24 protein-coding genes and 1 pseudogene are annotated in these 22,769 nt (G+C 70.7%); 13 read left to right on the top strand and 12 right to left on the bottom strand.

What is annotated here, in order from left to right; all coding sequences use genetic code 11:
• Positions 1–103 precede the first annotated feature (103 nt).
• The gene (tgmA, locus tag D1369_RS02510) at positions 104–295 is read left to right on the top strand and encodes a putative ATP-grasp-modified RiPP (RefSeq protein WP_007386718.1); all 192 of its coding nucleotides are present in this window, start codon (positions 104–106) and stop codon (positions 293–295) included.
• Between the two features lie 16 nt (positions 296–311).
• Positions 312–1,286 carry an ATP-grasp ribosomal peptide maturase gene (gene tgmB, locus D1369_RS02515; RefSeq protein ID WP_037902400.1) on the top strand — a complete coding sequence of 325 codons (975 nt, stop codon included), beginning with the start codon at positions 312–314 and terminating at the stop codon, positions 1,284–1,286.
• A gap of 7 nt (positions 1,287–1,293) precedes the next feature.
• Here tgmB and D1369_RS02520 read toward each other — a convergent pair whose 3' ends face one another.
• Both D1369_RS02520 and D1369_RS02525 read right to left on the bottom strand, forming a co-directional pair.
• A complete protein-coding gene (locus tag D1369_RS02520; RefSeq protein WP_007386716.1) occupies positions 1,294–1,509 on the bottom strand; it encodes a hypothetical protein in 216 nt (71 codons plus the stop codon).
• 117 nt (positions 1,510–1,626) lie between these two features.
• Positions 1,627–2,082 carry a hypothetical protein gene (locus D1369_RS02525; RefSeq protein WP_037902398.1) on the bottom strand — a complete coding sequence of 152 codons (456 nt, stop codon included), beginning with the start codon at positions 2,080–2,082 and terminating at the stop codon, positions 1,627–1,629.
• Between the two features lie 180 nt (positions 2,083–2,262).
• Between D1369_RS02525 and D1369_RS02530 the strand changes: the two genes are divergently transcribed.
• Positions 2,263–3,237 carry a helix-turn-helix domain-containing protein gene (locus D1369_RS02530; RefSeq protein ID WP_118083107.1) on the top strand — a complete coding sequence of 325 codons (975 nt, stop codon included), beginning with the start codon at positions 2,263–2,265 and terminating at the stop codon, positions 3,235–3,237.
• 24 nt (positions 3,238–3,261) lie between these two features.
• Here the strand turns inward: D1369_RS02530 and D1369_RS02535 are convergent, their stop codons facing one another.
• A complete protein-coding gene (locus tag D1369_RS02535; protein WP_037902394.1) occupies positions 3,262–3,504 on the bottom strand; it encodes a DUF5133 domain-containing protein in 243 nt (80 codons plus the stop codon).
• A 174-nt stretch (positions 3,505–3,678) separates the two neighbouring features.
• On the opposite strand from D1369_RS02535, the gene D1369_RS02540 reads away from it, so the two are divergent.
• Positions 3,679–4,035: a hypothetical protein gene (locus D1369_RS02540; protein WP_037902392.1), complete on the top strand. Its 357-nt coding sequence runs from the start codon at positions 3,679–3,681 to the stop codon at positions 4,033–4,035.
• 309 nt (positions 4,036–4,344) lie between these two features.
• Here D1369_RS02540 and D1369_RS02550 read toward each other — a convergent pair whose 3' ends face one another.
• Both D1369_RS02550 and D1369_RS02555 read right to left on the bottom strand, forming a co-directional pair.
• Complete coding sequence (locus D1369_RS02550) at positions 4,345–4,887, bottom strand: hypothetical protein (RefSeq protein ID WP_007386710.1); 543 nt, start codon at positions 4,885–4,887, stop codon at positions 4,345–4,347.
• 28 nt (positions 4,888–4,915) lie between these two features.
• Positions 4,916–5,470 (bottom strand): ATP-binding protein, encoded by a 555-nt coding sequence (locus tag D1369_RS02555; protein WP_037902388.1) that lies wholly within the window; start codon positions 5,468–5,470, stop codon positions 4,916–4,918.
• Between the two features lie 208 nt (positions 5,471–5,678).
• Between D1369_RS02555 and D1369_RS02560 the strand changes: the two genes are divergently transcribed.
• A complete protein-coding gene (locus D1369_RS02560; RefSeq protein ID WP_118082220.1) occupies positions 5,679–5,909 on the top strand; it encodes a DUF397 domain-containing protein in 231 nt (76 codons plus the stop codon).
• A 129-nt stretch (positions 5,910–6,038) separates the two neighbouring features.
• Positions 6,039–6,956, top strand: coding sequence for a helix-turn-helix transcriptional regulator (locus tag D1369_RS02565; RefSeq protein ID WP_007386707.1), 918 nt, complete (start codon positions 6,039–6,041; stop codon positions 6,954–6,956).
• A gap of 60 nt (positions 6,957–7,016) precedes the next feature.
• Here D1369_RS02565 and D1369_RS02570 read toward each other — a convergent pair.
• From D1369_RS02570 to D1369_RS02580, 3 genes and pseudogenes are all read right to left on the bottom strand, one after another.
• A pseudogene (locus D1369_RS02570) lies at positions 7,017–7,291 on the bottom strand (class I SAM-dependent methyltransferase); the annotation flags it as partial.
• The gene (locus tag D1369_RS02575; RefSeq protein ID WP_007386706.1) at positions 7,288–8,106 is read right to left on the bottom strand and encodes an SAM-dependent methyltransferase; all 819 of its coding nucleotides are present in this window, start codon (positions 8,104–8,106) and stop codon (positions 7,288–7,290) included. The pseudogene D1369_RS02570 and the gene D1369_RS02575, both read right to left, overlap by 4 nt.
• Before the next feature lie 101 nt (positions 8,107–8,207).
• A complete protein-coding gene (locus tag D1369_RS02580) occupies positions 8,208–9,065 on the bottom strand; it encodes an aldo/keto reductase (protein ID WP_007386705.1) in 858 nt (285 codons plus the stop codon).
• Positions 9,066–9,324: 259 nt separating this feature from the next.
• Here D1369_RS02580 and D1369_RS02585 point away from each other — a divergent pair, with 259 nt between their 5' ends.
• Positions 9,325–10,224 (top strand): Gfo/Idh/MocA family oxidoreductase, encoded by a 900-nt coding sequence (locus D1369_RS02585; protein ID WP_007386704.1) that lies wholly within the window; start codon positions 9,325–9,327, stop codon positions 10,222–10,224.
• A 155-nt stretch (positions 10,225–10,379) separates the two neighbouring features.
• Here D1369_RS02585 and D1369_RS02590 read toward each other — a convergent pair whose 3' ends face one another.
• Complete coding sequence (locus tag D1369_RS02590) at positions 10,380–11,276, bottom strand: GNAT family N-acetyltransferase (protein ID WP_007386703.1); 897 nt, start codon at positions 11,274–11,276, stop codon at positions 10,380–10,382.
• A 332-nt stretch (positions 11,277–11,608) separates the two neighbouring features.
• On the opposite strand from D1369_RS02590, the gene D1369_RS02595 reads away from it, so the two are divergent.
• Both D1369_RS02595 and D1369_RS02600 read left to right on the top strand, forming a co-directional pair.
• The gene (locus D1369_RS02595; protein WP_007386702.1) at positions 11,609–12,799 is read left to right on the top strand and encodes a beta-1,3-glucanase family protein; all 1,191 of its coding nucleotides are present in this window, start codon (positions 11,609–11,611) and stop codon (positions 12,797–12,799) included.
• A 56-nt stretch (positions 12,800–12,855) separates the two neighbouring features.
• Positions 12,856–13,935 (top strand): PP2C family protein-serine/threonine phosphatase, encoded by a 1,080-nt coding sequence (locus D1369_RS02600; RefSeq protein WP_007386701.1) that lies wholly within the window; start codon positions 12,856–12,858, stop codon positions 13,933–13,935.
• Here the strand turns inward: D1369_RS02600 and D1369_RS02605 are convergent.
• Positions 13,892–16,141 (bottom strand): MMPL family transporter, encoded by a 2,250-nt coding sequence (locus tag D1369_RS02605; protein ID WP_007386700.1) that lies wholly within the window; start codon positions 16,139–16,141, stop codon positions 13,892–13,894. The two genes, D1369_RS02600 and D1369_RS02605, sit on opposite strands and share 44 nt — an antisense overlap.
• A 173-nt stretch (positions 16,142–16,314) precedes the next feature.
• Here D1369_RS02605 and D1369_RS02610 point away from each other — a divergent pair, with 173 nt between their 5' ends.
• Entirely contained in the window at positions 16,315–16,521 is a 207-nt protein-coding gene (locus D1369_RS02610; protein ID WP_007386699.1) for a hypothetical protein, read from the top strand.
• A 264-nt stretch (positions 16,522–16,785) separates the two neighbouring features.
• Entirely contained in the window at positions 16,786–18,189 is a 1,404-nt protein-coding gene (gene sthA / locus D1369_RS02620; RefSeq protein ID WP_007386698.1) for a Si-specific NAD(P)(+) transhydrogenase, read from the top strand.
• Between the two features lie 6 nt (positions 18,190–18,195).
• Here the strand turns inward: sthA and D1369_RS02625 are convergent, their stop codons facing one another.
• Positions 18,196–18,678: a DUF5709 domain-containing protein gene (locus tag D1369_RS02625; RefSeq protein WP_007386697.1), complete on the bottom strand. Its 483-nt coding sequence runs from the start codon at positions 18,676–18,678 to the stop codon at positions 18,196–18,198.
• A gap of 354 nt (positions 18,679–19,032) precedes the next feature.
• Here D1369_RS02625 and D1369_RS02630 point away from each other — a divergent pair, with 354 nt between their 5' ends.
• A complete protein-coding gene (locus D1369_RS02630) occupies positions 19,033–20,505 on the top strand; it encodes an APC family permease (RefSeq protein ID WP_007386696.1) in 1,473 nt (490 codons plus the stop codon).
• Positions 20,506–20,516: 11 nt separating this feature from the next.
• Positions 20,517–21,476 (top strand): hypothetical protein, encoded by a 960-nt coding sequence (locus D1369_RS02635; RefSeq protein ID WP_007386695.1) that lies wholly within the window; start codon positions 20,517–20,519, stop codon positions 21,474–21,476.
• Positions 21,477–21,513: 37 nt separating this feature from the next.
• Here D1369_RS02635 and D1369_RS02640 read toward each other — a convergent pair whose 3' ends face one another.
• A complete protein-coding gene (locus D1369_RS02640) occupies positions 21,514–22,686 on the bottom strand; it encodes a HoxN/HupN/NixA family nickel/cobalt transporter (protein WP_007386694.1) in 1,173 nt (390 codons plus the stop codon).
• Between the last annotated feature and the right edge of the window lie 83 nt (positions 22,687–22,769).

Here is a 22,769-nt window from a genome sequence, read left to right on the forward strand (position 1 = left end):
TTCGATTCGTATAAGTCTCTGGAAGCCGAAGGAAGTCGGCTGACCTGACGGCGTCGTGGGGTGGCGTCCGTCTGCGAGAGGCAGTACCGGCGAGGGAGAGACGATGCAACCGTTCGCGCTCAACTACGCACGTCCGGCAGCGACGTTGGAGGCGACCGCTCCGTACGTCTACGACTCCGGCATGCAGTTGAACGTGCTCATGGACGGCCGGGTCGCGGCCCGCGACCACGCGCTGATGAGGGAGCTGGGGACCACCACGAGCACGGCGGGCTCCAAGACACACTTCGACGACTGAACACGGCCGACTGTCGATGACCGTGTTGATTCTTACCTGCGAAGAGGACGTGACGGCCGACATGGTCGTGGTGCACCTCAACGCGACGGGGGTACCGGTGGTCCGGCTCGACCCGGCCGACCTGACCGACGGGGTCGCGCTGTCCGGGGAGTACGTGCACGGCGGCTTCCGCGGCCACCTGTCGGCCGGCGGCCGTCTGGTGGGCATCTCCGGGCTGCGCTCGATCTGGGTCCGCCGCCCGGGTGTCCCGGCGGCGCGGGCGGCCGAGCCCTCTCAGTGGCTGACCGAGGAGTCCGCCCAGGCGCTGTACGGCATGCTCCGGGGCAGCGACGCCCGCTGGATGAACCACCCGGACGCGGCCCGCCGGGCCCGTCACAAGCCCTGGCAGCTGCGGCTCGCCCAGCGCTGCGGCCTGCCCGTCCCGGCCACGATCGTGACGACGTTCCCGCAGGCGGCCCGGGAGTTCGCCGAGCGCTACCCCGACCTGGTGGTCAAGCCGGTCTCGGGGGCACACCCGCAGGACCCGCCGCGGGCGGTGCCGACCAGCCGGGTCGCACCGGACACCGACTTCGCGGCCGTCGCGTTCGGCCCGACCCTGCTGCAACGGCGGGTGGCCAAGCGGGCCGACATTCGCCTGACCGTCGTGGGCGAGACGCTGCTGGCCGCCCGGAAGGTCACCGGGGCGGACGACGAGGTGGATGTCCGTTTCGCCCCGTCCACCTCCTCCTGGCAGCCCACGGAAGTCCCGCCGCGGGTGGCCGCGGCCGTCCGGGACTATCTCCGGGCGGCCGAACTGGCTTACGGGGCGTTCGACTTCGCCGAGGACGGCGACGGGACCTGGTGGTTCCTGGAGTGCAACCAGTCGGGGCAGTTCGGCTTCGTGGAGGTGGAGACGGGCCAGCCGATCGCGCACAGCATCGCCGAATGGCTGGCCCGGCCCGGTCCGGACCCGCGCTCCCGCGCCAACGGCGCCGACTCCGCGGTGTTCTGAGGCCGGATCAGTAGGGCCGCGGGGCGGCCGGCGGCAGGGCGGGCACCCATCCCTGCCCGGGCGAGGCCGGGCGCTCGGGGACGGGCGGGGGCATCAGGGACTGCAGCGGCCGCATGACGTACTCCAGTTCCCTGCGTACGCGCTCGGCCTCCCTGCGGACTAGAGCGGGGACGTCGCCGCGCTCGGCGACGAGTCGGTCGTAGATGGGGGAATCCTGGAACACCCGTCAACGCGCCTTTCGTTTTCGCGGGCCCACGCGCATGGGCACGGCTGACGAGTCTAGGCGCCTCCACGCACCGACGTGCGAATTCCGGAGTCGGGCTTGACGGCCTGCGGGGGGTCATGCGCCGGTGGTGGACCCCGGACGGACGATCATCAGGACGGTCACGGTCGCCCACAGGAGGTTGAAGATGCCCGTGAACATGGCCAGTTGGGCGGTCGCGCGGTGTTCGACGCTCCCCTGCCCGGTCAACTCCTCGAGGAGTTCGCCCTGCCGGGGAAGCACGAAGGCGGCGAGAACTCCCGCGGCCGCGGCCGTCAGAGCCATGGACGTGGTCAGCCAGGCGTCGCCCAGGACGCCCATCGCGGCTCCGGTGGCGATGCCGAGGACGGGGACCGCGATGCCGATGCCCGCGTAGACCCGGCAGATGCGGTGCAGCAGCCGTACCGTGCCGACGTCCGCCTCCTCCGCGTGGGCCCGGCGGGCCGCGGGCGGGAACATGCTGGCCGCGACGGTCACCGGTCCCACGGCGACGATGGCGACGAGGACGTGCAGGGCCAGCAGGAACTTGGTCATGGGGTGGCGTGTCCTTCTGCGGTGCGGTCGGCGGTGCCCGTCCACGCTAGGTACCTGCCGGATGATCACACAGGGGCTGAAACGACAGCTTCCAACGGATTCCCGCCAACGCCCCCGACAGCGAGTTCCGCCTGATCCCGGGTTCCTGGCCGTGGCGGGAATCCGCCTATCGTGGCGGTCATGCATTCCGTGGCGATCCTGGTTCTCGACGACGTGGTGCCGTTCGACATGGCGGCGCCCATGCAGGTGTTCGACTGGACGCGGCTGCCCGACGGCCGCCCCGCCTACCGGGTCCGGCTGTGCGCCGAGTCGCCGGAGGTCCGCGCGGACGGCGGTTTCACCCTGCGGGTCGAGCACGGCCTCGAAGCCCTCACGGAGGCGGACACGATCGTCGTGCCGGGACGCTCCCCGGTGGCCGGGCCGCCCTCCCCGCGCGTCCTCACGGCGTTGCGCGAGGCCGCGGCGGCCGGCACCCGGATCGCGTCCGTGTGCGTGGGCGCCTTCGTGCTGGCGGAGGCCGGGCTCCTGGACGGGCTGCGCGCCACCACGCACTGGGTGGCCGCGGACGACCTGGCGCGCCGCTTCCCCGCCGTCGAGGTCCAGCCGGACGTGCTGTACGTCGACAACGGTCAGATCCTGACCTCCGCGGGTGCGGCCGCGGCCCTCGACATGTGTCTGCACATGATCCGCCGGGACCTGGGCTCGGCGGTCGCCGCGCATGCCGCCCGGATGTCGGTGATGCCACTCGAACGGGAGGGCGGCCAGGCCCAGTTCATCGTGTACGACCATCCGCCGGTGCCCCGGGGTTCGACGCTGGAGCCAGTCCTGGAGTGGGTCGAGGACAACCTGGCCCACGAGATCACCCTCGGGGCGATGGCGGCCCGTTCGGGGATGAGCGAGCGCACCTTCAGCCGCCGTTTCCGCGAGCAGACCGGCAGCACGCCGCTGCAGTGGCTGCTGCGGGCCCGGGTACGGCGGGCCCAGTACCTGCTGGAGAACACCGGTCACCCGGTCGAGCGAATCGCGCGGCAGGCGGGGTTCGGCTCGCCCACGGCCTTCAGGGAACGCTTCCGCCGGGTCGTCGGCACCACCCCGCAGGCGTACCGCGCGGCCTTCCACGCGAAGGACGCCGTCCCGGCGGCGGCGCGCTCCTGACCGCTCGCCGGGTCCGGCGTGGCCTCAACCGGCCAGCGGCAGGCTGCTCTCACCGTCCGGGTCCGCGCATCCGGCGGCCGGCAGCAGGGCGTCGGCCCTGGCGACCGCTTCGCGGACATCGGCGGTGCCCATCATCACGCACAGTGTGTAACTGACGTCCTCCAGCTCACGAGCCGTCGACGGCCTGTCCCTTTCCGCCTGGGCGATCCTCAGTGACGCGTAGCGGGTCAGCAGGGTTCTGACGGACTTCGGGTCCGGAATGAGCACGAAGCGCCCCTCTCTCGAATTTTTCGCTGCGTATGCCCCCTCCGCACCGGCCCAATCCCCTTCACCGCTCCCCGGCACGCGATTGGCGCAATACCGTGCGGGCGGACCCGCTTCCCCAAGGCCCGCAAACCGTTGAACAAGGGGCATCCCTCGCACAGTGAACGGTATACGCCCATGAACCGCTCCGCAGGTCTCCTCAGTGCCCTCTATCTCGCGACGAGCACCGGCCTCGCCTGGACCGCGGTCCAGACACTGCGCTCCGGCCCGCCGTGGGCCGTGTGTCTGTTCGCCGCCGCGAGCCTGGTCCCGGTCATCGCGCTCGTGCGCGAGAGCGTGCTCTGCGACCAGCGGCGCGCTCTGTCCGAAATGCGCATCCGGCCCGCCGCCCCCGACGGGCCGGGTGCGGGGGCCGCCGACGACATCGTGCGCGCCGAACTCGACACCGCGTGCTGCGAACGCTGGTGGACGAGCTGCGGCACCCACCACGATTCGACATGCCCCCGCCGGGTCCCACGAAGCAGCGCGGCATGACGCCCGGCAGCCGGGCCGGGGTGCGGGCGACCTGTCCGGCGTGCAGCGCGGTTTAGGTCCCGCCGCGGCGCAGGCGCTGCCCGCCCGGCAGCAAGGCGCCGCGCTCGCCGACCAGCGTGTCCAGACCCTGCGGCGGCCGTTCGACCAACTCCGGCGCGTTCGCGTCGCGTAGCGCCGCGCGTACGCCGGCACGACGGTGTCGATGACGGACGCGGCGATCAGGGGCAGCAGCCTTCCGGTTGCCGAGTCGAGAGCGAGCGCTGTCCACCCTTCGTCGGCAAGGAGTACACCAGGCGCCGACGAGCACTCCTACTCGCCCAGAGTGCGGGCGAGCTCAGTCGTGGCGTGGGCGATCTCGCTGTCGTCGTCGGCCATCAGCCGACCGAGGACGCCGCTCTTGGCGCGGACGGCCTGGCGGGCCCGGCGCTCCCACACCACGGGGTTCTCACGGTGGTTGAGCAGCTTGGGGTAGACGGCCGCCGTGCTCTCCCACTGACGGGCGCCCGCGATGCTCCTGAGCAGCTGGATGATCTCCGCCCGGCAGGTCACCTGCGGCAGTTGTGCCAGCTCCCAGAGGAAGGGGACCGTGGCGGCGGTGGCCTGCTCGACGACGAAGCCGTACTGGCAGATGCGCCTGCGCAGGTCGCTCAGTGCGGCGCCGGCGGTCTCGCGGTCCCCCCAGGCCACGCTGTTGAGGAGCAGGGGGATGGCGGCGGCGCAGCCGGTGGAGTCCTGGATCTCGCCCCAGGGCACCCGGCTCAGCGCCGCGAGGGGCGTGGTCCGCGCCACCCCGGTCGTGGGCACGGGGCAGCTGGTGCGCTCGTTGCTCGGCTGGTCCGGAGCGGTGCGCATGGCGTGAAACCTTTCCGCGGCGGTCATGTCAAGGAGGAGGAGTGGTCGACAGCTTGGCCCAGACGGTCTTGCCGGCCGGGGGCCGGGAGGTCCAGCCCCACTCCTGGGCCAGGGCGTCGACGATGTACATGCCTCGGCCGTGCTCCCGCAGGGCGGTGACATCACCGGGCGTGTACGCGGGCGGCTCGTCACCGGGATCGGAGACAGTCACCAGCAGATGGGTGGGATCGAAGGACAACCCCAGCCACACCTCGGCCGAACCTCCCGGCGCGGGCCGGAGCACCGCGTGGGCCACGGCGTTGGCCGCGAGCTCGGTGATCACGAGGGTGGCGTCGTCGCTGCGGTGGCCCAAGGACCAGCAGCTGAGCGTCTCGCGGGTGAAAGCTCGGGCCCGGGCGAACCCCTCCGCGCTGCAACCGATGAGCAGCGCGGCGGAGACGACAGGGCCGTGCCCCAGCGGCCGCCGCCGTCCGCCAGCGGCGGGACCCGGGCGCCGCAGGGTCTCACCAACCGGGCCCGCATCACCCACCTCCGGCACAGCCTGGCTCGGCGGCCGGAGCGCGTGGTTCGCAGGTGACGACACGGCATCTCCTTGATGCGACGTCAAGACGGGGCGCAACCGCAGGGGTTGACGCTGGAGCTATTATCCACGCTGAAGGCGTCCGCGTGCAATTGCACGAGAAATTGCGCCAATGACGGATGGGGCCACGGAGGTTGCCGTTGCGCCTCTGACCGTCCCGCACGACCGGGCACAGCGCCCGGCACAGAACGTGAACAGCAAGGAGACTGCAGTGCCAGCAGTGCAGAACGGAGTGCGGGCGAGTTCGCTCGACGCCCGCTGGGTCAAGAGCCGTCACAGCAACGCCGAGGGCAACTGCGTCGAAGTGGCCTCACTGGTCGACGGATGCGTCGCGCTGCGCAACTCCCGTGATCCCGACGGCCCCGCGCTGGTCTACACCCCGGCCGAGGTCGCCGCGTTCCTCGCCGGCGCGAAGGACGGCGAGTTCGACCACCTGCTGTGAGGAGGCCGGGGCCGGGGCGAAGTCGGCCCCAACTCCCGTGACCGCACCGGCATCTACGGAATGATGCGGTACGGCCACACTGCGTGCGATAGTGTGAGTCGTCTCTGTGTCGGTTTACTGGGAGTCAGGATGTCCGCCGCGTCCCACCGCATCTCCCGCCTGGAACCGTATCTGGACCGGTCCGAACCGGCTCCCACCCTGCTGAAGCTGCTGGTCGGCGTCCAGTTGGCCGGATTCCGCGAGGATGCCGGGCTCGCCCAGGACCAGGCGGCGCGGGCTCTCGGGTTCAGCCCCGCCAAGCTGTCCCGCATCGAGTCCGGCAAGGGCCGCAAGCCCCCGTCGGAAAGCGATGTCCGTGCCCTCCTGGAGCTGTACGGCACCGAGGACTACGAGTCCTCGGTGCTCCTCAAGCTGCTCCAGCGCGCCGGGGACCCGGGCTGGTGGCAGCGGTACGACAAGCGTCTGATGCCCGAGTGGTTCGACCGCCTGGTCGGACTCCAGGAGGCGGCCGCGGCCATCCGTACCTTCGAGATCCAGTACGTCCCCGGCCTGTTGCAGACCCCGGACTACACACGGGCGGTGGTCCAGCGCGGTCTGCCGGCCGCGGCGGCGAGCGAGGTGGACCGGCGCGTCGAACTGCGCATGCAGCGCGCGAAGTTGCTGCTGCGTCCGGATGCCCCGCAACTGTGGGCGGTGATCGACGAGTCGGTGCTGCTGCGGGTGCTGGGCAGCCGGGAGGTCATGCGGGCACAGCTGGCCCACCTCGTGGAGATGGCCCAGCGCCGCAATGTGACCTTGCAGGTCATCCCCTTGGACGTGACCAACGCCTCCGCCCCGGCCATTCCGATCACGTACCTGCGCTTCGGCGGGATCGACCTGCCGGACGTCGTCTACTTGGAGCACATCAAGAGCGCCAACTTCCTGGAGGACCGGGACGAGACGGAGGAGTACCGGCTCGCCCTGGACCGGCTGGCGGACGACGCCCTCGAACCCCGGGCCTCGCTGGAGCTGTTGGAACAGACGATGCAGCAGCGGTACGGCGGCTGAGGAGCCCCCGGTCGATCAGTCGTCGCGGCCGAACAGACCTGTCCACAGGAACGGTTCGCCGAAGCAGGCGATGCCGAAGTGGGCGCCGGGCGCGAGATGCTGTTCGAGGAGCGCCGGACGGCTGACCCGGCGGTGCGGCGGCAGATGAAGGCGTCGCCGCACACGAAGCGGACCTCGGCCGCCGTCTCGTGCGCACGCTCCCTGCCCCAGGCGACGGAGGCGAGGTGCAGCGCGTTGCGGCCCGGCCGGCAGCCCAGATCGAGAGCACGGCCAGCGTGCACGCCCCCGGCGCGGGGCCTTCGCGGTCGTGCCGGAGGCGTTCGTGGGCGGGTCAGACGATTCGGGCGACCCCGCCGAACTCGATCCACTCGTGCGTGAGTTGACGCGGGGCCACCTCGGTGTCGGGACGCCAGGTGGAGACCTCCACGAGACCCGGGTCGAGGATCTCCAGGCCCTCGAACCACTCGGCGACGTCCTTCTCCTGACGGACCCGGCCCCAGTGGCCCTGGGTCGCCTGGTCCATGAAGTCGGTGACGAAGTCGCGCACCTCGGGGTCCTCGCTGACGAGCTGGCACATCACCATGAAACTGCCCGGAGCGAGCCGCTCGCGCACCCGGCGTGCCAGGGCGGCCGGACCGTCCGTCTCGCTGTCGGGGATGCAGTGCATGACCGAGTTGAACAGCACCGCGACGGGCTGCGAGAAGTCGATCAGCCGCTGGGTCTCCTCGTGGCCGAAGATCGCATCGGTCTCCCGCATGTCCGCGTGGATCACGGCGGTCCGCTCGTCCTGCTCCAGCAGCGCGCGGCCGTGGACGAGGACCATCGGGTCGTTGTCGACGTAGACCACGTGTGTGGTGGGGTCGATGCGCTGGGCGACCTGGTGGACGTTGTCCTGGGTGGGCAGGCCTGAGCCGTGGTCCAGGTACTGCCGGATGCCGAACTCCGTCGAGAGGGTCCGCACCACCCGCTGGAGGAAGTGCCGGTTGTTGACCGCGAGCCTGCGGGTGCTCGGGACGACCTTGTCGAGTTCCTCGCAGGCCGCCCGGTCGGCCGCGTAGTTGTCCTTGCCGCCGAGGTAGTGGTCGTACATGCGCGCGGCCGTGGGTACCGAGGCGTCGATCGACGTGGACAGGTTCTTTCCGGTGCTCATCTTTCCCCCAGCTTGTGCCGCCAACTGGCCCGGCAGGACAGGGAGTCCATCCTAGGGACACCACGATCGCCGGTGCCAGTCCGCGCTGGGCGAGCGAGGAGTCAGGCGGCGTCCAGCTCCGCGAGTTCGTCCTCGGCGAGCACGAGATCGGCCGCGGCGAGCGAGTCGCGGATAGTCTCGGGGCGGCTCGCGCCCGGGATCGGCACGACCACCGGCGACTTGGCGAGCATCCACGCCAGGCAGACCTGCTGCGGGCTCACCCCGTGCTTCTCGGCGATCCGCGCGAACGGAGCGTGTGCCGAACCCAGTTCACCCGCCCGGGAGATGCCGCCGAGGGGGCTCCAGGGCAGGAAGGCGATGCCGAGTTCGTCGCACAGGCGCAGTTCCGGCTCGCTGGAGCGGAAGGCCGGGGAGAACTGGTTCTGCACGGAGACCAGCCGGCCGCCGAGGACCTCGTTGGCGAGCCGGATCTGGTCGGGGTTCGCGTTGGAGATGCCCGCCCGGAGGATCTTTCCCTCGTCGAGGAGGTCGCGCACGGCACCGACCGACTCCTCGTAGGGAACCCGGTGGTCGGGGCGGTGGAACTGGTAGAGCCCGATCGCCTCCACACCGAGCCGGCTCAGCGAGGCCTCGCAGGCCTCCTTCAGGTGGCGGGGGCTGCCGTCGAGCGTCCAACTGCCGTCCCCGGGACGCAGATGCCCGCCCTTCGTGGCGACGAGGACGTCACCGCCCCGGTCGTGGGAGGCGAGGGCCTTGGCGATCAGGGTCTCGTTGTGACCGACCTCGTCGGCGTCCCGGTGGTAGGCGTCGGCGGTGTCGATCAGGGTCACTCCCGCGTCGATCGCGGCGTGGATGGTCGCGATCGAGCGTTCCTCGTCCGGTCGCCCCTCGATGGACATGGGCATCCCGCCCAGACCGATCGAGCTCACTTCGACATCACCGATACGGCGGGTGTGCATGACCTTGGACCTCTTTCGCCTGTCCCGCGGATCTGGGCTCCTCTCAGCCTGGCCGCCGCACACACCGAGGTCCAATAGAAGAACGAGAACGCATTCAGCGACTGGAGTGCTGAATCCCTGACCTTGCCACCCCCGCGTCGACCGGGGGGCGAGACGGGGTTGCGCCTCCGCACGGTCGGTGTGACACCCTCGCCTCGACCGGCAGATGGTCCAGACCGGTCATCGTGAGGTTCGGCAGCACGGCGAGAGAGGCGACGGCATGCGTATCGGACTGCTCGGCACCGGCCCCTGGGCCAGGATGGCCCACGCCCCCGCGCTCGTCGCGCATCCGGAACTGGACTTCGTCGGGGTGTGGGGCCGCCGTTCGGAGGCCGCCAAGGAGCTGGCCGACGAGCACGGCACGCGCGCGTACGACGACGTCGACGCGCTGCTCGCCGACGTGGACGCCGTCGCCGTGGCCCTGCCGCCGGCCGTGCAGGCCGGCCTCGCGGCACGGGCCGCACGGGCGGGGTGCCATCTGCTGCTGGACAAGCCCCTCGCGACGACGGTCGAGCAGGGACGGGCGGTGGTCGAGGCCGTCCGGGAGACCGGGGTCGCCTCGGTGGTGTTCTTCACCTCGCGCTTCCTCACCGAGACCGAGGCGTGGATCGCTGAACAGGCGGGCGTGGAGGGCTGGTTCACGGGGCGGGCCGAATGGCTCGGGTCGGTGTTCACCGAGGAGAGCCCGTTCGCCGACTCGCCCTGGCGGCAGGAGAAGGGCGCCCTGTGGGACGTGGGTCCGCACGCCCTGTCGGTGCTGCTGCCGGTGCTGGGCGAGGTCCGTGAGGTGGCGGCGGCCGCGCACGGTCCCGGGGACACCGTCCACCTGGTCCTCCGGCACACCGGCGGCGCGTCGAGCACCCTGACCCTGAGCCTCACGGCTCCGCCCGCGGCCGCGGGAGCCGGCGTCGAACTCCGGGGCACGGGCGGAGTCGCCCTGCTCCCGGAGTCCTCCGAAGGCGTCGTACCGGCCGTGCTCCGAGCCGCCGACGGCCTGCTGGCCGCCGCCCGCACCGGCCGGCCCCACCCGTGCGACGCCACGTTCGGTCTGCGGGTCACCGAGATCCTCGTCGAGGCGGAGACCCTGCTGAACAGCGGGACCCCGACAAGCACGGCGTAGACACCGGCCGACGCCCTGCCGGCAGGCCCACTACGCACACACCGGACAGGCCCGCCCGCCGCGACACCACGTACAGCATGCGGGCGGCCCTCACCCGCCCGTCCCGTCCTCGTCGAACGGTTCGTCGCCCCACCGGAACCAGGCCGGACCAGGGCTCAGGCGGTGCGCGTCGGCCAGTAGTTCAGGCGCTCCCGGACGACGGGATAGCCGGCCTTGGCGAAGTTCGCGGCCATGGGGAAGTTCCCCTGGTCCGTGGCGCCGGTGACGAACTCGGCGCCCTGCTCGACCAGATAGTGGGTGCACTCGGCGAGCAGGTCGTAGGCGTAGCCGTGTCCGCGATGTTCCGGTACCACCCCGATGAACCCGACGCAGGGCCCCGACGGGTTGTGCAGCGGAATGTGAACCCCGGCCGCCTCCCCCTGCCTCGTGTACGCGATCTGCCACCACTCGCGGGGCGAGGGGCACCAGTGGAAGAAGTCGAGTTCCTCCTGGGCGGCCCGGTCGAGTCCACCCTCCTCGATGGCCTTGAGGGAGTGCGCGTCGAGAGTGGCGGAGTGGATGCGGCGCAGCAGGTCGAAGAAGACCGCGTCGTCGGGTTCGGGCCGGAACTCCAGGCGTCCGGGCTGCTCGGGCAGCCCGTGCTCCGGGGTCCATCGGTACAGGTACCGCTCGACCAGGAGCTCGTATCCGGCCTTCTGCGTGGCGGTGAAGCGGGCCTCGGCGGCGGCCCGCAGCCGGGGTTCCTCGCGCCAGCCCGCGGGCAGGTTCATCTCCAGCTCGACCTGCCAGGGCGCGGTGCGCAGGAGTTCGGCGCCGGCCTCTTCCTCCCCTTCGGCCACGTCGAACCAGTTGATGTTGAGGGGCGCGGTGTCGTCGGGCCCGCCCCACCAGGCGCCGCGTGCCACGACCTTGCCGTCGCGCAGGGCGACGCGCTTCCAGTCGGGGCGGTGCCGGGTGAGCCGGTGGGACTCACGGGCGTCGAGAGGGTCGGGAAGGGTGTCGAAGAGGTGGGCTGTGCGCTCGTCGAGCGCGCGAATGACCAGATCGGTCATGGGTGGATTCCTCCGGAAGGCGTACTGCGTGGAGCGCTCCCGGTCAGACGAGGCACGCCGGGACGACGGAGAGGGAGCGCTGGACGGTTGTGAACTGCATGGCACTCGCCTCCTTCCGCTGGTCTCGAGGCGTGGCGGCTCACGCTACGGGATCCCCGGGGCCGCGTCCACCGGCTTTCCGCGGCCAACTGCTGCGCCTATGGCGCCACTTAACCGGGCCTCAAGACCGGATTAAGCGCTGTCCGACGTATGGGCCGCGGCACCCATGGTCCGTACCATCAGGCCTCACCCCCCACATGAGAGCGCTCTCAAGAATCCGAGGAGACCCCCACATGACCTCTCGTCACCCGCGCCGGCTCGGCCGCCGCAAGGTCCTCTTCGCCCTCGGCGGCGCGATGGCTGCCGCCCCGGCCGTCGCCTCACTGGCCCCCCACGCCCTCGCCGACAGCAACCGCACCACGGCGGCCGGGGCGCTGCCGCTGACCGTCGTCAACGACACGGGCGCCTTCGACAACGCGAACGTCCACGTCTACATCGTGGGCAACCAGGACGGCAGGCAGGTCCGTGTCACCCCGGACGGCACGCTCGCTCCGGTCGCCCTCTCCGACAACGGCGCCGACGGGTACACCGACTACGCGATAGACCTGGCCGCAAGCGGCGAGACCAGCCTGTCCCTCCCCCACCTGTCCGGCCGGATCTACGTCTCCCTGGGCGCGAAGCTCAAGTTCAAGGTCGTCACCGACGGCAACGGCAACCCGGCCCTCCAGTACCCGGCCGGCTGGGTGGCCACGGATCCCAACTACCCGGTGCTGCACGACTGCGCGGAGTTCACGTACAACTCGGCGGGCATGTTCTGCAACACGACCATGGTGGACATGTTCAGCGTGCCGCTCAGCATCCGGCTGACCGGCGCCCAGGACCAGACGACGGGCACCCTGCGCGCCGCCGGGCGGGACGGTGCCTTCGCCGCCGTACGCCAGGTGGAGGAGTTCGCGCCGCTCGTCGTGGACGACACGCGGATCATCGCGCCCGGTCACGGGCTGGACGCCGGCCTGTTCCCGGCGGACTGGTTCGCGCCGTACATCGACGAGGTGTGGAGCACGTACACCGGCAAGGACGTGACCGTCACCACGAACGCGGGCACCTTCACCGGCCGGGTGCGCGGCGGGCAGCTCGTGTTCACCGGGCCCGCGCAGGTCTCCTTCGCCCGGCCGTCGACACGGGACGTGCTCTTCTGCGACGGCGCGCTCGCCGCTCCCAACAACGGCACGACCGGGCCGGTCGCCGCGGTGCTCGGTGCGGGGTTCAACCGGTCGACCCTGGTGAGCACCTCCGCGCAGCCGACCACCGACCCCGCCTCCTTCTACCGGAGCGCGCTCACCAACCACTACGCCAGGGCCGTGCACGCGGCCACGGCCGACGGCAAGGCGTACGGCTTCGCCTTCGACGACGTGGCCGACTTCGCCTCCTACGTCCAGGACACGGCACCGACGGGGATCCGGCTGACGCTCACCCCGTTCTAGCCACGGTTCGGCGTGCGGGGCCGGGCGGGTCGTAGCAGCGTGGTGGTGTGAGCAGAGTGCGCGACCGGGACCGGAAGAGCTGGCTGCGGGGCGCGCCGCCGCCGGGCTGGGTGCGGGTGCTGCCCGTCGCGCTGCTGGCGGGGGTGTGCGCGGCCACCCTCGCGAGCCCGGATCCGCTCGACATCGGGTTCCTGCTGGGAGCCATCCCGCCGCTGGCCGTGCTGTCGTACCGACCGCTGGCGACCGCCGTGCTCGGTGGGCTCGTCCTGGTCGTGCTGAGCGTGCCGGTGTTCCGGCTGAACGATCCGGGCAGCACCGATGTGCTGACCGTCGGCTTCGTCGCGGCGCTGAGTGTGGTCGTGTCGTTCGTCCGGAGCCGGCGGGACGCCCAGCTGGTGACCGAGCGAGCGGTCGCGGAGGCCGCGCAGCGGGCCGTGGTGCCGCCGCTGCCCGAGCGGGTGGCGGGCGTGCGGTGTGCGGGGCTGTACCGGGCCGCGCAGCACGGGACGCTGGTCGGGGGCGACTTCTTCGACGTGCGGGAGGGGCCCTGCGGGGTCCGGGCGGTGATGGGCGATGTGCAGGGGCACGGGCTGTCGGCCGTAGCCACCGTGGCCTCCCTGCTGGGGGCGTTCCGGGAGGCGGTGCTTGACCTGCTGGATCCCGAGTCGGTGGCCGCGCGGCTGGATCGCCGGCTGGTGGTGGACTCCGCGGCCGTACGGCACTCGGAGCTGTTCGCGACGGCGGTGGTGCTGGAGTTCGGCGCCGGCGAGACGGCCGTACGGATCGTGGCGTGCGGGCAGGCCGGTCCGGTTCTGCTGCGCGACGGGCGGGCCGTGGCACTCGACGTCCCAGTGGGCACCCCGCTCGGCCTGGGCCTCTCCGACGTCTCACCGCCGACCGGGGTCACGGTCCCGCTGCGGCCCGGGGACCGGCTCTTCCTGGCCTCGGACGGGGTCTGGGAGGCACGCGACGCCTCCGGGGCCTTCTATCCGCTGCTCGACCGGATCACCGGGTTCGCGGGTGACCTCCCGGATCTCATCGAGCGGGTCTGGGCCGACCTCGTCCGCTACACCCCGGCGCTCCAGGACGACGTCACGATGCTCGTTCTCGCGCCCGTCGCCCCGGAGACCCGCTGACCGTCCCCTCCTCGTCCTGCTCACCCTCGGCGTCGATGTGCGGGAGCATCCGGTCCAGCCAGCGGGGCGTCCACCAGGCGTGCCGTCCCAGCAGGGTCATCACGGCCGGGACCATCAGCAGCCGTACGACGGTCGCGTCGATCAGCACGCTCACCGCGAGGCCCAGTCCGAGCATCTTGACCACGATGTTGTCGCTGACGATGAAGGCGGCGAAGACGCTCACCATGATCAGGGCCGCGCAGGTGATGACCCGGGCGGTGATCTCCAGGGCGTGGGCCACGGAGCCCTTGGCGTCCCCGGTGCGCAGCCAGGCCTCGTGCACCCGGGAGAGCAGGAAGATCTCGTAGTCCATGCTCAGTCCGAAGATGATCGCGAACATCATCATCGGCACATAGCTCTCGATGGGCACCTTGCCGGAGACGCCGAGCGCGGGACCGCCCCAGCCCCACTGGAAGACGGCGACGACGACGCCGTAGGAGGCGGCGATCGACAGGACGTTGAGGACGGCCGCCTTCACGGCGACGAGCAGTCCGCGGAAGACGGCCAGGATGATCAGGAAGGCGAGGGCGACGACCACGCCGATGATCAGGGGCAGCCGGCCGGCGACGATGTCGCGGAAGTCGACCTGGGCGGCGGTGGTGCCGGTGACGTACCCCTTGGCGTCGGTGCCCTTGACCGCGGTCGGCAGGGTGGTGTCGACCAGGCGGTTGGTGAGATCCGTGGTCGTGGCGTTCTGCGGGGACTGCTTCGAGTAGACGGTGGCGAGCAGGACGTCCCCGTCCTTGGTGGGGGTCAGCTGAGTCACCGCGGCGGCGCCGGACACACCGGAAAGGGTCTTCTGCGCCTGGGAGGACAGGGCCGAGCGCTGGGAGGACGGTACGGACGTCTGGTCGATGACGACGGTGAGCGGGCCGTTGGAGCCGGGCCCGAAGGCGTCGGTCATGAGGTCGTAGGCCCGCCGGTCGGTGAAGGAGGTCGGGTCGGCGCCGTCACCGATGTGGCCCAGTTGGAGGGAGAAGACCGGGATGGCGAGGACGACGACGGCCGTCACGCCCGCGGCCAGGTAACGCCACGGACGCCGCTCGACCCGCTGGGCGTACCGATGCCAGGTCCCCTGCGCCGTCTCACCCCCGGCGGCGTCGGTCTCGGCGACCGGCTTGCGCACCCGGTAGCGGTCGATCCGCTTGCCGATCAGGCCCAGCAGCGCCGGGACCAGGGTGAGGGCGCCCAGGACGGCGGAGACGACCGTCACCGCGGCGGCGAGTCCGAGCAGCCCGATGAAGGACACCCCGGACGCGGACAGCCCGGCCAGGGCGATGATCACCGTGCAGCCGGAGACGAGTACGGCACGTCCGCTGGTGGCGGTGGCCCGGCCCGCCGAGTGGACCGGATCCTGGCCGTCCATGAGGCTCTGCCGGTGACGGGTGAGCTGGAAGAGCGCGTAGTCGATCCCGACGCCGAGTCCGATCATCGTGGCCAGGGTGGGCGAAACGGTGGCGAACGTGAACGCCGACGCCAGCAGCCCCAGGCACGCGAGCCCCCCGATCACGCTGATCAACGCGGTCACCAAGGGGATCCCGGCGGCGATGACACTGCCGAAGCCCACCAGCAGCACGACGATCGCCACTCCGAAGCCGATCAGTTCGCTCACCCTGTCGTCGGCTGCGGGCCGGGCGAGTTCACCGAGCGGACCGCCGTATTCGACGTCCGCGCCTGCCGACCGCAGGGGTTGCACGGCCTTGTCGACGCCGTGCAGGTAGCCGTCGCCCAGGGTCGAGGGCTGGACGTCGAAGCGGATCGTGATGTACGCCGTCTTCCCGTCCGAGGACAGCGGGCCGACCTTCGAGGCGGGCGTGGACAGCGGGTTCTGCGCCGACAGGACGTGCGGCAGTTTCTGCAGGTCGGTGACGGTCGTGGACATCTGCGAGCTCAGCGAGGAGAGCGCCTTGTCACCGTCGTGCAGCACGATCTGGCTGCCGTAACCCCCGGCCGCCGGGTCGTGCTTTTTCAGTACGTCGAGGCCCTTCTGCGACTGGACGCCCGGCAGGGAGAAGTTGTCGGAATAGTCGCCGCCGAAGGACCGGTTCAGGAACTGGAGGGCGACCAGTGCCACGAGCCAGGCCACCAGGACGATCACGAAGTGCCGGGCGCACCACTCCCCCAGTCTGCGCAGGCCGCCCTTGGGACTGTTTCGCGTACTGGCCATGGCATCGTCTTCCCTGCCGTACCCGGGAAAGCAGTACTCCCATTACACGCCTTTCGGATCATCAGGGCATCCCGTGCGCTTCCGGATGCAGGGTCGGCCCAGGCGTTGAATGGTGATATCGGACCCGTTGACACCACCGGGACCGCACAGCGATCCGGATCCGAGGAGCACTCATGCCGACGTCACAGCCCGACGTGTCCGGGCCGTCCGAGGACCGCGCCACCCCGGACGACCTGCTCCACGCCCGTACCGGCACCGAAGTGTCGCCGGAGGACGTCGTCCTTGCCTCGGGCAAGGACATCACCCCGCACAGTCTCGAATGGGCCCGGCGCAAGCTGGCGGCGGAGGGCCCGGCAGCGCTCGACAAGCTGCTGCCCTAGCCATGACCGGGTGCTCGGCTGTCCAGGGCAGCCGAGCACGCACAATCCCCCGGTCCCGCACGCCAGTCGAAGCGACGGCGCCGCCATGCCCAGCGGTGACCGGTGTCCGGTGCGAGGTCCGCCTCGTGCCAGGGGTGTCCCCCCGCCCGTGCTCACCTCTGCCCGGGCCCGGCGGCAACTCCCCGTGTTCCGCGCCGCTGCGGAGTTCGAACGGTTTGCCGCCCGCCCTATCGAAAGGGGCCCCGCGACTGCCAGACTTCCGAGGTGCCCGACTTCGACATGCTTGTCATCGGATCAGGTCCGGGTGGCCAGAAGGCCGCCATCGCCGCGGCCAAGCTGGGCCGCCGGGTCGCCGTCGTCGACCGCCCCGACATGGTCGGCGGGGTCTCCATCCACACCGGCACCATCCCCTCCAAGACCCTGCGCGAGGCGGTGCTGTACCTGACCGGCCTCACCCAGCGCGACCTGTACGGCCAGAGCTACCGGCTCAAGGAGGACATCACCGTCTCCGATCTGACCGCGCGCACCCAGCACGTGGTCGGCCGCGAGGTCGACGTGATCCGCAGCCAGCTCTCCCGCAACCACATCGCCCTCCACGCCGGCACCGGCCGTTTCGTCGATCCGCACACCGTCGCCCTGCGCGAGGTCACCGGTCACGAACGGCTGCTCAGCGCGGAGAACATCGTCATCGCCACCGGCACCCGCCCGGCGCGGCCGGACAGTGTGGAGTTCGACGGCCGCACGATCATGGACTCCGACAACGTCCTCGCCCTCGAACGCGTCCCGCGCTCCATGGTCATCGTCGGCGCCGGGGTCATCGGGATGGAGTACGCCTCCATGTTCGCCGCGCTCGGCAGCAAGGTGACGGTCGTCGAGAAGCGGCCCGGGATGCTCGACTTCTGCGATGTCGAGATCATCGAAGCGCTGAAGTACCACCTGCGGGACCTCGCGGTGACGTTCCGGTTCGGTGAGACCGTCGCCGCGGTCGAACGCCACCCCCGCGGCACGCTCACCATCCTCGAGAGCGGCAAGAAGATCCCTGCCGACGCCGTGATGTACTCGGCGGGACGGCAGGGCCTGACCGACGAACTCGACCTGGACAAGGCCGGGTTGAGCGCCGACCGGCGCGGCCGGATCACGGTCGACGAGCACTACCGCACCGAGGTGCCGCACATCTACGCCGTGGGGGACGTGATCGGCTTCCCGGCGCTGGCGGCGACCGCCATGGAACAGGGCAGGTCGGCCGCCTACCACGCCTTCGGCGAGCCGGTCGGGCAGATGCACCATCTGCAGCCCATCGGCATCTACACCATCCCGGAGATCAGCTTCGTCGGACGCACCGAGGACCAACTCACCGAGGACAGCGTGCCCTTCGAGGTCGGCATCTCCCGGTACCGCGAGCTGGCCCGCGGCCAGATCATCGGGGACTCCCACGGCATGCTGAAACTGCTGGTCTCCCCCGAGGACCGCACCCTGCTGGGGGTGCACTGCTTCGGCACCGGGGCCACCGAACTGATCCACATCGGGCAGACCGTGATGGGCTGCGGCGGCACGGTCGACTACCTGGTCGACGCGGTGTTCAACTACCCGACGCTCGCGGAGTCCTACAAGGTCGCGGCCCTGGACGCCACCAACAAACTCCGCCAGATCGACCGGATCGGGGACTGACGCCCGTCACAGTTCGTCGGGGTCCTCGACCACGTGCATGGCGGCCTCCTCCGCGCCGGCCGCCCCCGCGTCGATGCCCACGTCGGTGGCGACCTCGTCCTTCGTGGTGGTCGGGTGGGCGCCCTCGTCGGGGGCGACGAGGCGTCCGGCGCGGTCGGCACCGGCCTGCGGGTCGACCGGTTCGCCCTCCCCGTCCGGAACGTCACCGATCTCGTCGCCGAGGGGCGCGGTCGCCTCGGGGACCTCCTGGGCGAGGCGTTCGTCGAGGGTCTCGCCCTCGTGCTGTTCGGCCGCGGTGGTGCCGTGCCGGGCGACGCCGAGGGGTTTCTCCGGCGGCGAGTAACCCTCGTCGAGGGTGTCGTCGTAGGTCCGTTCGTCGAGGGCGTCCTGGAGGTCCAGCGGGGCCGCGTCCTCCTGCTCCTCGTTGGTTCCGGTGGGCTGGTAGGCGTCGTCGGCCATCGGCTCGGCAGGTGTCGGTTCGGTGCCCATGGGCTGCCTCCCTCGCGCGTCGCGTGCGGTTCCGTGCGGTGTCCTGATCCGCGTTTCCCCGTATGCGCTCTCCAACCTCAAAAGGCTGCCGGAGTAAGGCATTCCACAGCCGGAAGGTTACCCCCCAGTTAATCTTGAAGGGTCAAGGAATACGGCTATCATCACTCGCATACACGGAGTGACCGGTCGTCCACGCAGCGGCCGCACGGATCTCCGTGCCCCCTTGATCCCTCCCTTCACCGCCCCAGCCCGAGGCCATCCCTCTCGAGGTCCGGAGCGGAGCCACCCCCCACCCCCTTTGCGCCGCCCGGTCCCCTCCGCCGTGCGTCGTGCCCTACCGAAAGCAGCACAACCATGAGCATCAGCAGGGGCAGAGGGCTGCAGGCCAACGCCCTCGGTACCTTCGACACGGTGGTGATGGCCGTCGCGGGCAGCGCGCCGGCGTACTCGATCGCCGCGACCACCGCGGTCCTGGTCGGCTCGGTGGGCCTGGCCAGTCCGGCGGCTCTGCTGTACTGCGCGATACCCATGCTGGGCATCGCACTCGCGTTCAGCTATCTCAGCCGGATCGACGTGAACGCGGGCGCCAGTTACTCCTGGGTGGGCCGTACGCTCCATCCCTTTCTCGGCTTCGTCTCCGGCTGGGCGCTGGTGATCTCGGCGACCATCTTCATGGTGGCTGGTTCGCTGCCCGCCGGTTCGATGACGCTGGCCCTCTTCGACGAGGGCCTCGCGGACAACACCGCGCTGTCGACCGTCGTGGGCGCGGCCTGGTTCGTGCTGATGCTGCTCGTGGTGCTCGGCGGCGCCCGGCTCACCGTGCGCGCCCAGCTCGTCATGTCGGGTGTGGAACTGGCGATACTGGCCCTGTTCGCGGTGCTCGCCCTCTTCCACACGGGCAACGCACGCTCCTTCGAGTGGTCCTGGCTGGGCTTCGGCCACTTCGACGGCATGCAGGGCTTCGCCTCGGGCGCGCTGATCGCCGCGTTCTACTACTGGGGCTGGGACGTCACCAGCAACCTGAGCGAGGAGACCCGCAACAGCCGCCGCACGACGGGACTCGCGGGCCTCATCGGCGTCGGCATCGTCTTCCTCCTCTTCGAGGTGTTCACCATCGCGGTGAACGTCATCCTCACCTCGCAGCAGATCGAGGAGAACGACGCCAACGTGCTGGCCGTGCTCGGGGAGGAGGTCTGGCCGGGCTGGGGCGGCAAGCTGCTGATCGTCGCGGTGATGCTGTCGACCATCGCCACGCTGGAGACCACGCTGATCCAGGTCACACGCTCGCTGTTCGCGATGGGCCGGGACCGCACGATGCCGTCCGCGCTGGGCAAGGTGCACCGCCGCTGGAACACCCCATGGGTGGCGATCGTGGTCGTCGGCGCGGTGGCGCTGCTGATGTTCATCGCCTCCAACGCCCTGGGCTCGGTGGGCGACATCCTCTCCGACGCGATCTCGGCGATCGGTCTGCAGATCGCCGTCTACTACGGCCTCAGCGGCCTCGCTGTCGTCGTCGCCTACCGCAAGATGCTGCTGAAGTCGCCGTCCGACTTCCTGCTGGGCGGGCTCTGGCCACTGCTGGGCGCCCTGTTCATGTTCTGGATCTTCGTCGAGTCGCTGGGGGAGCTGAGCACCGCCGCGATCACGATCGGCGTGGGCGGCCTGGCCGTGGGGCTGGTTCCGATGCTCTGGTACTGGAGGCGGGGCAGCGACTACTACCGGCCGGCACGGCTTGACGCGAGCCGTACCGTCGAGACGGACTACCTGCCCGAGGGCGCGACGGCCGGGCCCTCGCTCGTCCACGAGGGTCTCCCCACCGACTTCTGAGGGGTTGCGCGATGGCGAGAGACCGTTTCACCCCCGAATTCGATCCCGACTGCGGGGACTTCCCGCTCACCAGCGCCCGCCAGGACATCGTCATCGGCCGCTGGCAGGGCCTGCGCGAACTGCTGCGGGCCACCGGGCCCGACTGGCTCTCGCGGGGCCACCGGGTGCGGATGCTCGCCCAGGCCTGCGCGGGCAGTTCGACGGTCGAGTCATGGCTGGCCGCCGAGCCGCACAACGGGGACGCCCTCGTGCTGCGGGCCGCCACCGAGACGGCCAGGGCGTTCAACCTGGCCATCGCCGCGGGCCGGGGTGTGCCGATCGACCAGCGACGTGTCGACGCCGCGGTGATGGCCTGTCTCCAGGCGTCGGAGGCGTTCTTGGACGACCCCACGCCCTGGATCAGCCTCATCTCGGTGGCGCGGCTGTACCCGGCCGGCGTGCGTCGGCAGGAACTGGGGCGCTGGTGGGACGAGTTGCACGGGCGCGACCCGTACAGCGTCGAGGGCCACCTCCAGGTGCTGCACTACTATTCGGCCCGCTGGCACGGCTCGAACGGCCTGATGTACGACTTCGCCCGGGACGCGGCCGGAGTGGCACCGCCGGGTTCCGCGCTGCCGGTGCTGGTGCAGTACGCGCGGGTCGAGGAGTACCGGACCGCCACGGACGCCGCCGAGGACAGACGCACGTCCGTGGGGCTCGGGCAGCACTGGAAGAACGACGGGGCCATCAGTGACGTACGGCGCACCTGGCAGCGCTGGATCGTGGGCCGCGCGGACCACTCGGTGACCCCCGGAGAGCTCCGCGACCTCAACTACCTGACCCACGCGGCCTGCCACGCCGGCCTGGCGGAGGTCGCCGTCCCGCTCCTGCAGTTGCTGGACCGGCGGGGCACCCGTACGCCGTGGTCCTACACCGGGGAACCGGAGCAGGAGTTCACCAAGTGGCGCAAGGAGTTCAGAGTGCGGGCGTGAATCCAGCGACGCGTCAACAGCGCGCCACTTGGAACGGTCACGGTGTGCTGGTCTGTTCCGCGGCGGCCTGGCTCGCCGTCCCCGCCGTCCACTTCTCCTCGATCCGGCCGACCTTCCACACCACCAGCGCGACGATCCATGTGGCGAAGAACAGGGCCACGATGACGAAGCCGAGGAGGTTGAGGTCGAGGCCGCTGATCCAGTCCCAGAAGGGGCCGTGGAGGCCGAGCCTGTCGGCGAGCAGGCCCAGGAGTTCGGCCGTGCCGATGAGGAGGGCCACCGCGACCGACAGGCCGGTGATCGTGAGGTTGTAGTAGACCTTGCGGACCGGCTTCGAGAACGCCCAGCCGTAGGCGAAGTTCATGAAGGAGCCGTCGATCGTGTCGAGCAGGGACATGCCGGCGGCGAAGAGAACGGGCAGGGTGAGGATCGCGTACCAGGGCAGCCCGGAGGCCGCGCCCGACCCGGCCAGGACCAGCAGCGCGATCTCCGTCGCCGTGTCGAAGCCGAGGCCGAACAACAGACCCAGCGGGTACATCTGCCAGGGCTTGGTGATCGACTTCATGACACGGCCGAGCAGGCGGTTCATGAACCCGCGGTTGTTCAGCTGCTCCTCCAGCGCGGCCTCGTCGTAGCAGCCGGAGCGCATCCGCCGGAACACCTTCCAGATGCCCACCAGGACGACCAGGTTGACCGCGGCGATCAGATAGAGGAACGCGCTCGAGACGGTCGTACCGATCAACGCGGTCACGTCATGCAGACGGGAGTCGTCGTCGCGCACCGGTCCCGCGAGGGCCTTCACGCCGAGCGAGAGCAGCAGCGCGAGGACGAAGACCACGCTGGAGTGGCCGAGCGAGAACCAGAAGCCCACCGACAGCGGCCGCTGCCCCTCCCCCATCAGCTTGCGCGTGGTGTTGTCGATGGCCGCGATGTGGTCGGCGTCGAAGGCGTGCCGCATCCCGAGGGTGTAGGCGGTCACGCCGATGCCGATACCGAAGGACTTCTCGCCGACGCCGTAGTGGTGCGGGGCGACGATGGCGACGAGGACGAACCAGCCGATCACGTGCAGCGCCACCACGACCGCGGCCATGCCGCCCGCCCTGACCCACTCCTGCCGCGTCATGGAGCCACGGACGCGGTGCCATACCGAGCCCCTCGCGGGGACGGTGGCGGGGAGGAGGGGCGGAGCGGAGTCAGGGGCGGCCGTCATCGGGCGGAGAATCCTTCTGCAGGGGCTACGGCCGCGATCAGCAGCCTTGTGCCATCCTGCGGTACCTGCAAGTCATGTGCAGT

Source organism: Streptomyces sp. CC0208 (assembly GCF_003443735.1).
GTDB lineage: Bacteria > Actinomycetota > Actinomycetes > Streptomycetales > Streptomycetaceae > Streptomyces > Streptomyces sviceus.

Coding starts and splice junctions, on each gene's coding strand:
- tgmB (WP_037902400.1), top strand. CDS start 312: ATGACCGTGTTGATTCTTACCTGCGAAGAGGACGTGACGGCCGACATG.
- D1369_RS02630 (WP_007386696.1), top strand. CDS start 19,033: ATGAGCATCAGCAGGGGCAGAGGGCTGCAGGCCAACGCCCTCGGTACC.
- tgmA (WP_007386718.1), top strand. CDS start 104: ATGCAACCGTTCGCGCTCAACTACGCACGTCCGGCAGCGACGTTGGAG.
- D1369_RS02575 (WP_007386706.1), bottom strand. CDS start 8,106: ATGAGCACCGGAAAGAACCTGTCCACGTCGATCGACGCCTCGGTACCC.
- D1369_RS02610 (WP_007386699.1), top strand. CDS start 16,315: ATGCCGACGTCACAGCCCGACGTGTCCGGGCCGTCCGAGGACCGCGCC.
- D1369_RS02550 (WP_007386710.1), bottom strand. CDS start 4,887: ATGCGCACCGCTCCGGACCAGCCGAGCAACGAGCGCACCAGCTGCCCC.
- D1369_RS02625 (WP_007386697.1), bottom strand. CDS start 18,678: ATGGGCACCGAACCGACACCTGCCGAGCCGATGGCCGACGACGCCTAC.
- D1369_RS02525 (WP_037902398.1), bottom strand. CDS start 2,082: ATGACCAAGTTCCTGCTGGCCCTGCACGTCCTCGTCGCCATCGTCGCC.
- D1369_RS02595 (WP_007386702.1), top strand. CDS start 11,609: ATGACCTCTCGTCACCCGCGCCGGCTCGGCCGCCGCAAGGTCCTCTTC.
- D1369_RS02635 (WP_007386695.1), top strand. CDS start 20,517: ATGGCGAGAGACCGTTTCACCCCCGAATTCGATCCCGACTGCGGGGAC.
- D1369_RS02530 (WP_118083107.1), top strand. CDS start 2,263: ATGCATTCCGTGGCGATCCTGGTTCTCGACGACGTGGTGCCGTTCGAC.
- D1369_RS02565 (WP_007386707.1), top strand. CDS start 6,039: ATGTCCGCCGCGTCCCACCGCATCTCCCGCCTGGAACCGTATCTGGAC.
- D1369_RS02605 (WP_007386700.1), bottom strand. CDS start 16,141: ATGGCCAGTACGCGAAACAGTCCCAAGGGCGGCCTGCGCAGACTGGGG.
- D1369_RS02540 (WP_037902392.1), top strand. CDS start 3,679: ATGAACCGCTCCGCAGGTCTCCTCAGTGCCCTCTATCTCGCGACGAGC.
- D1369_RS02590 (WP_007386703.1), bottom strand. CDS start 11,276: ATGACCGATCTGGTCATTCGCGCGCTCGACGAGCGCACAGCCCACCTC.
- D1369_RS02585 (WP_007386704.1), top strand. CDS start 9,325: ATGCGTATCGGACTGCTCGGCACCGGCCCCTGGGCCAGGATGGCCCAC.
- D1369_RS02580 (WP_007386705.1), bottom strand. CDS start 9,065: ATGCACACCCGCCGTATCGGTGATGTCGAAGTGAGCTCGATCGGTCTG.
- D1369_RS02640 (WP_007386694.1), bottom strand. CDS start 22,686: ATGACGGCCGCCCCTGACTCCGCTCCGCCCCTCCTCCCCGCCACCGTC.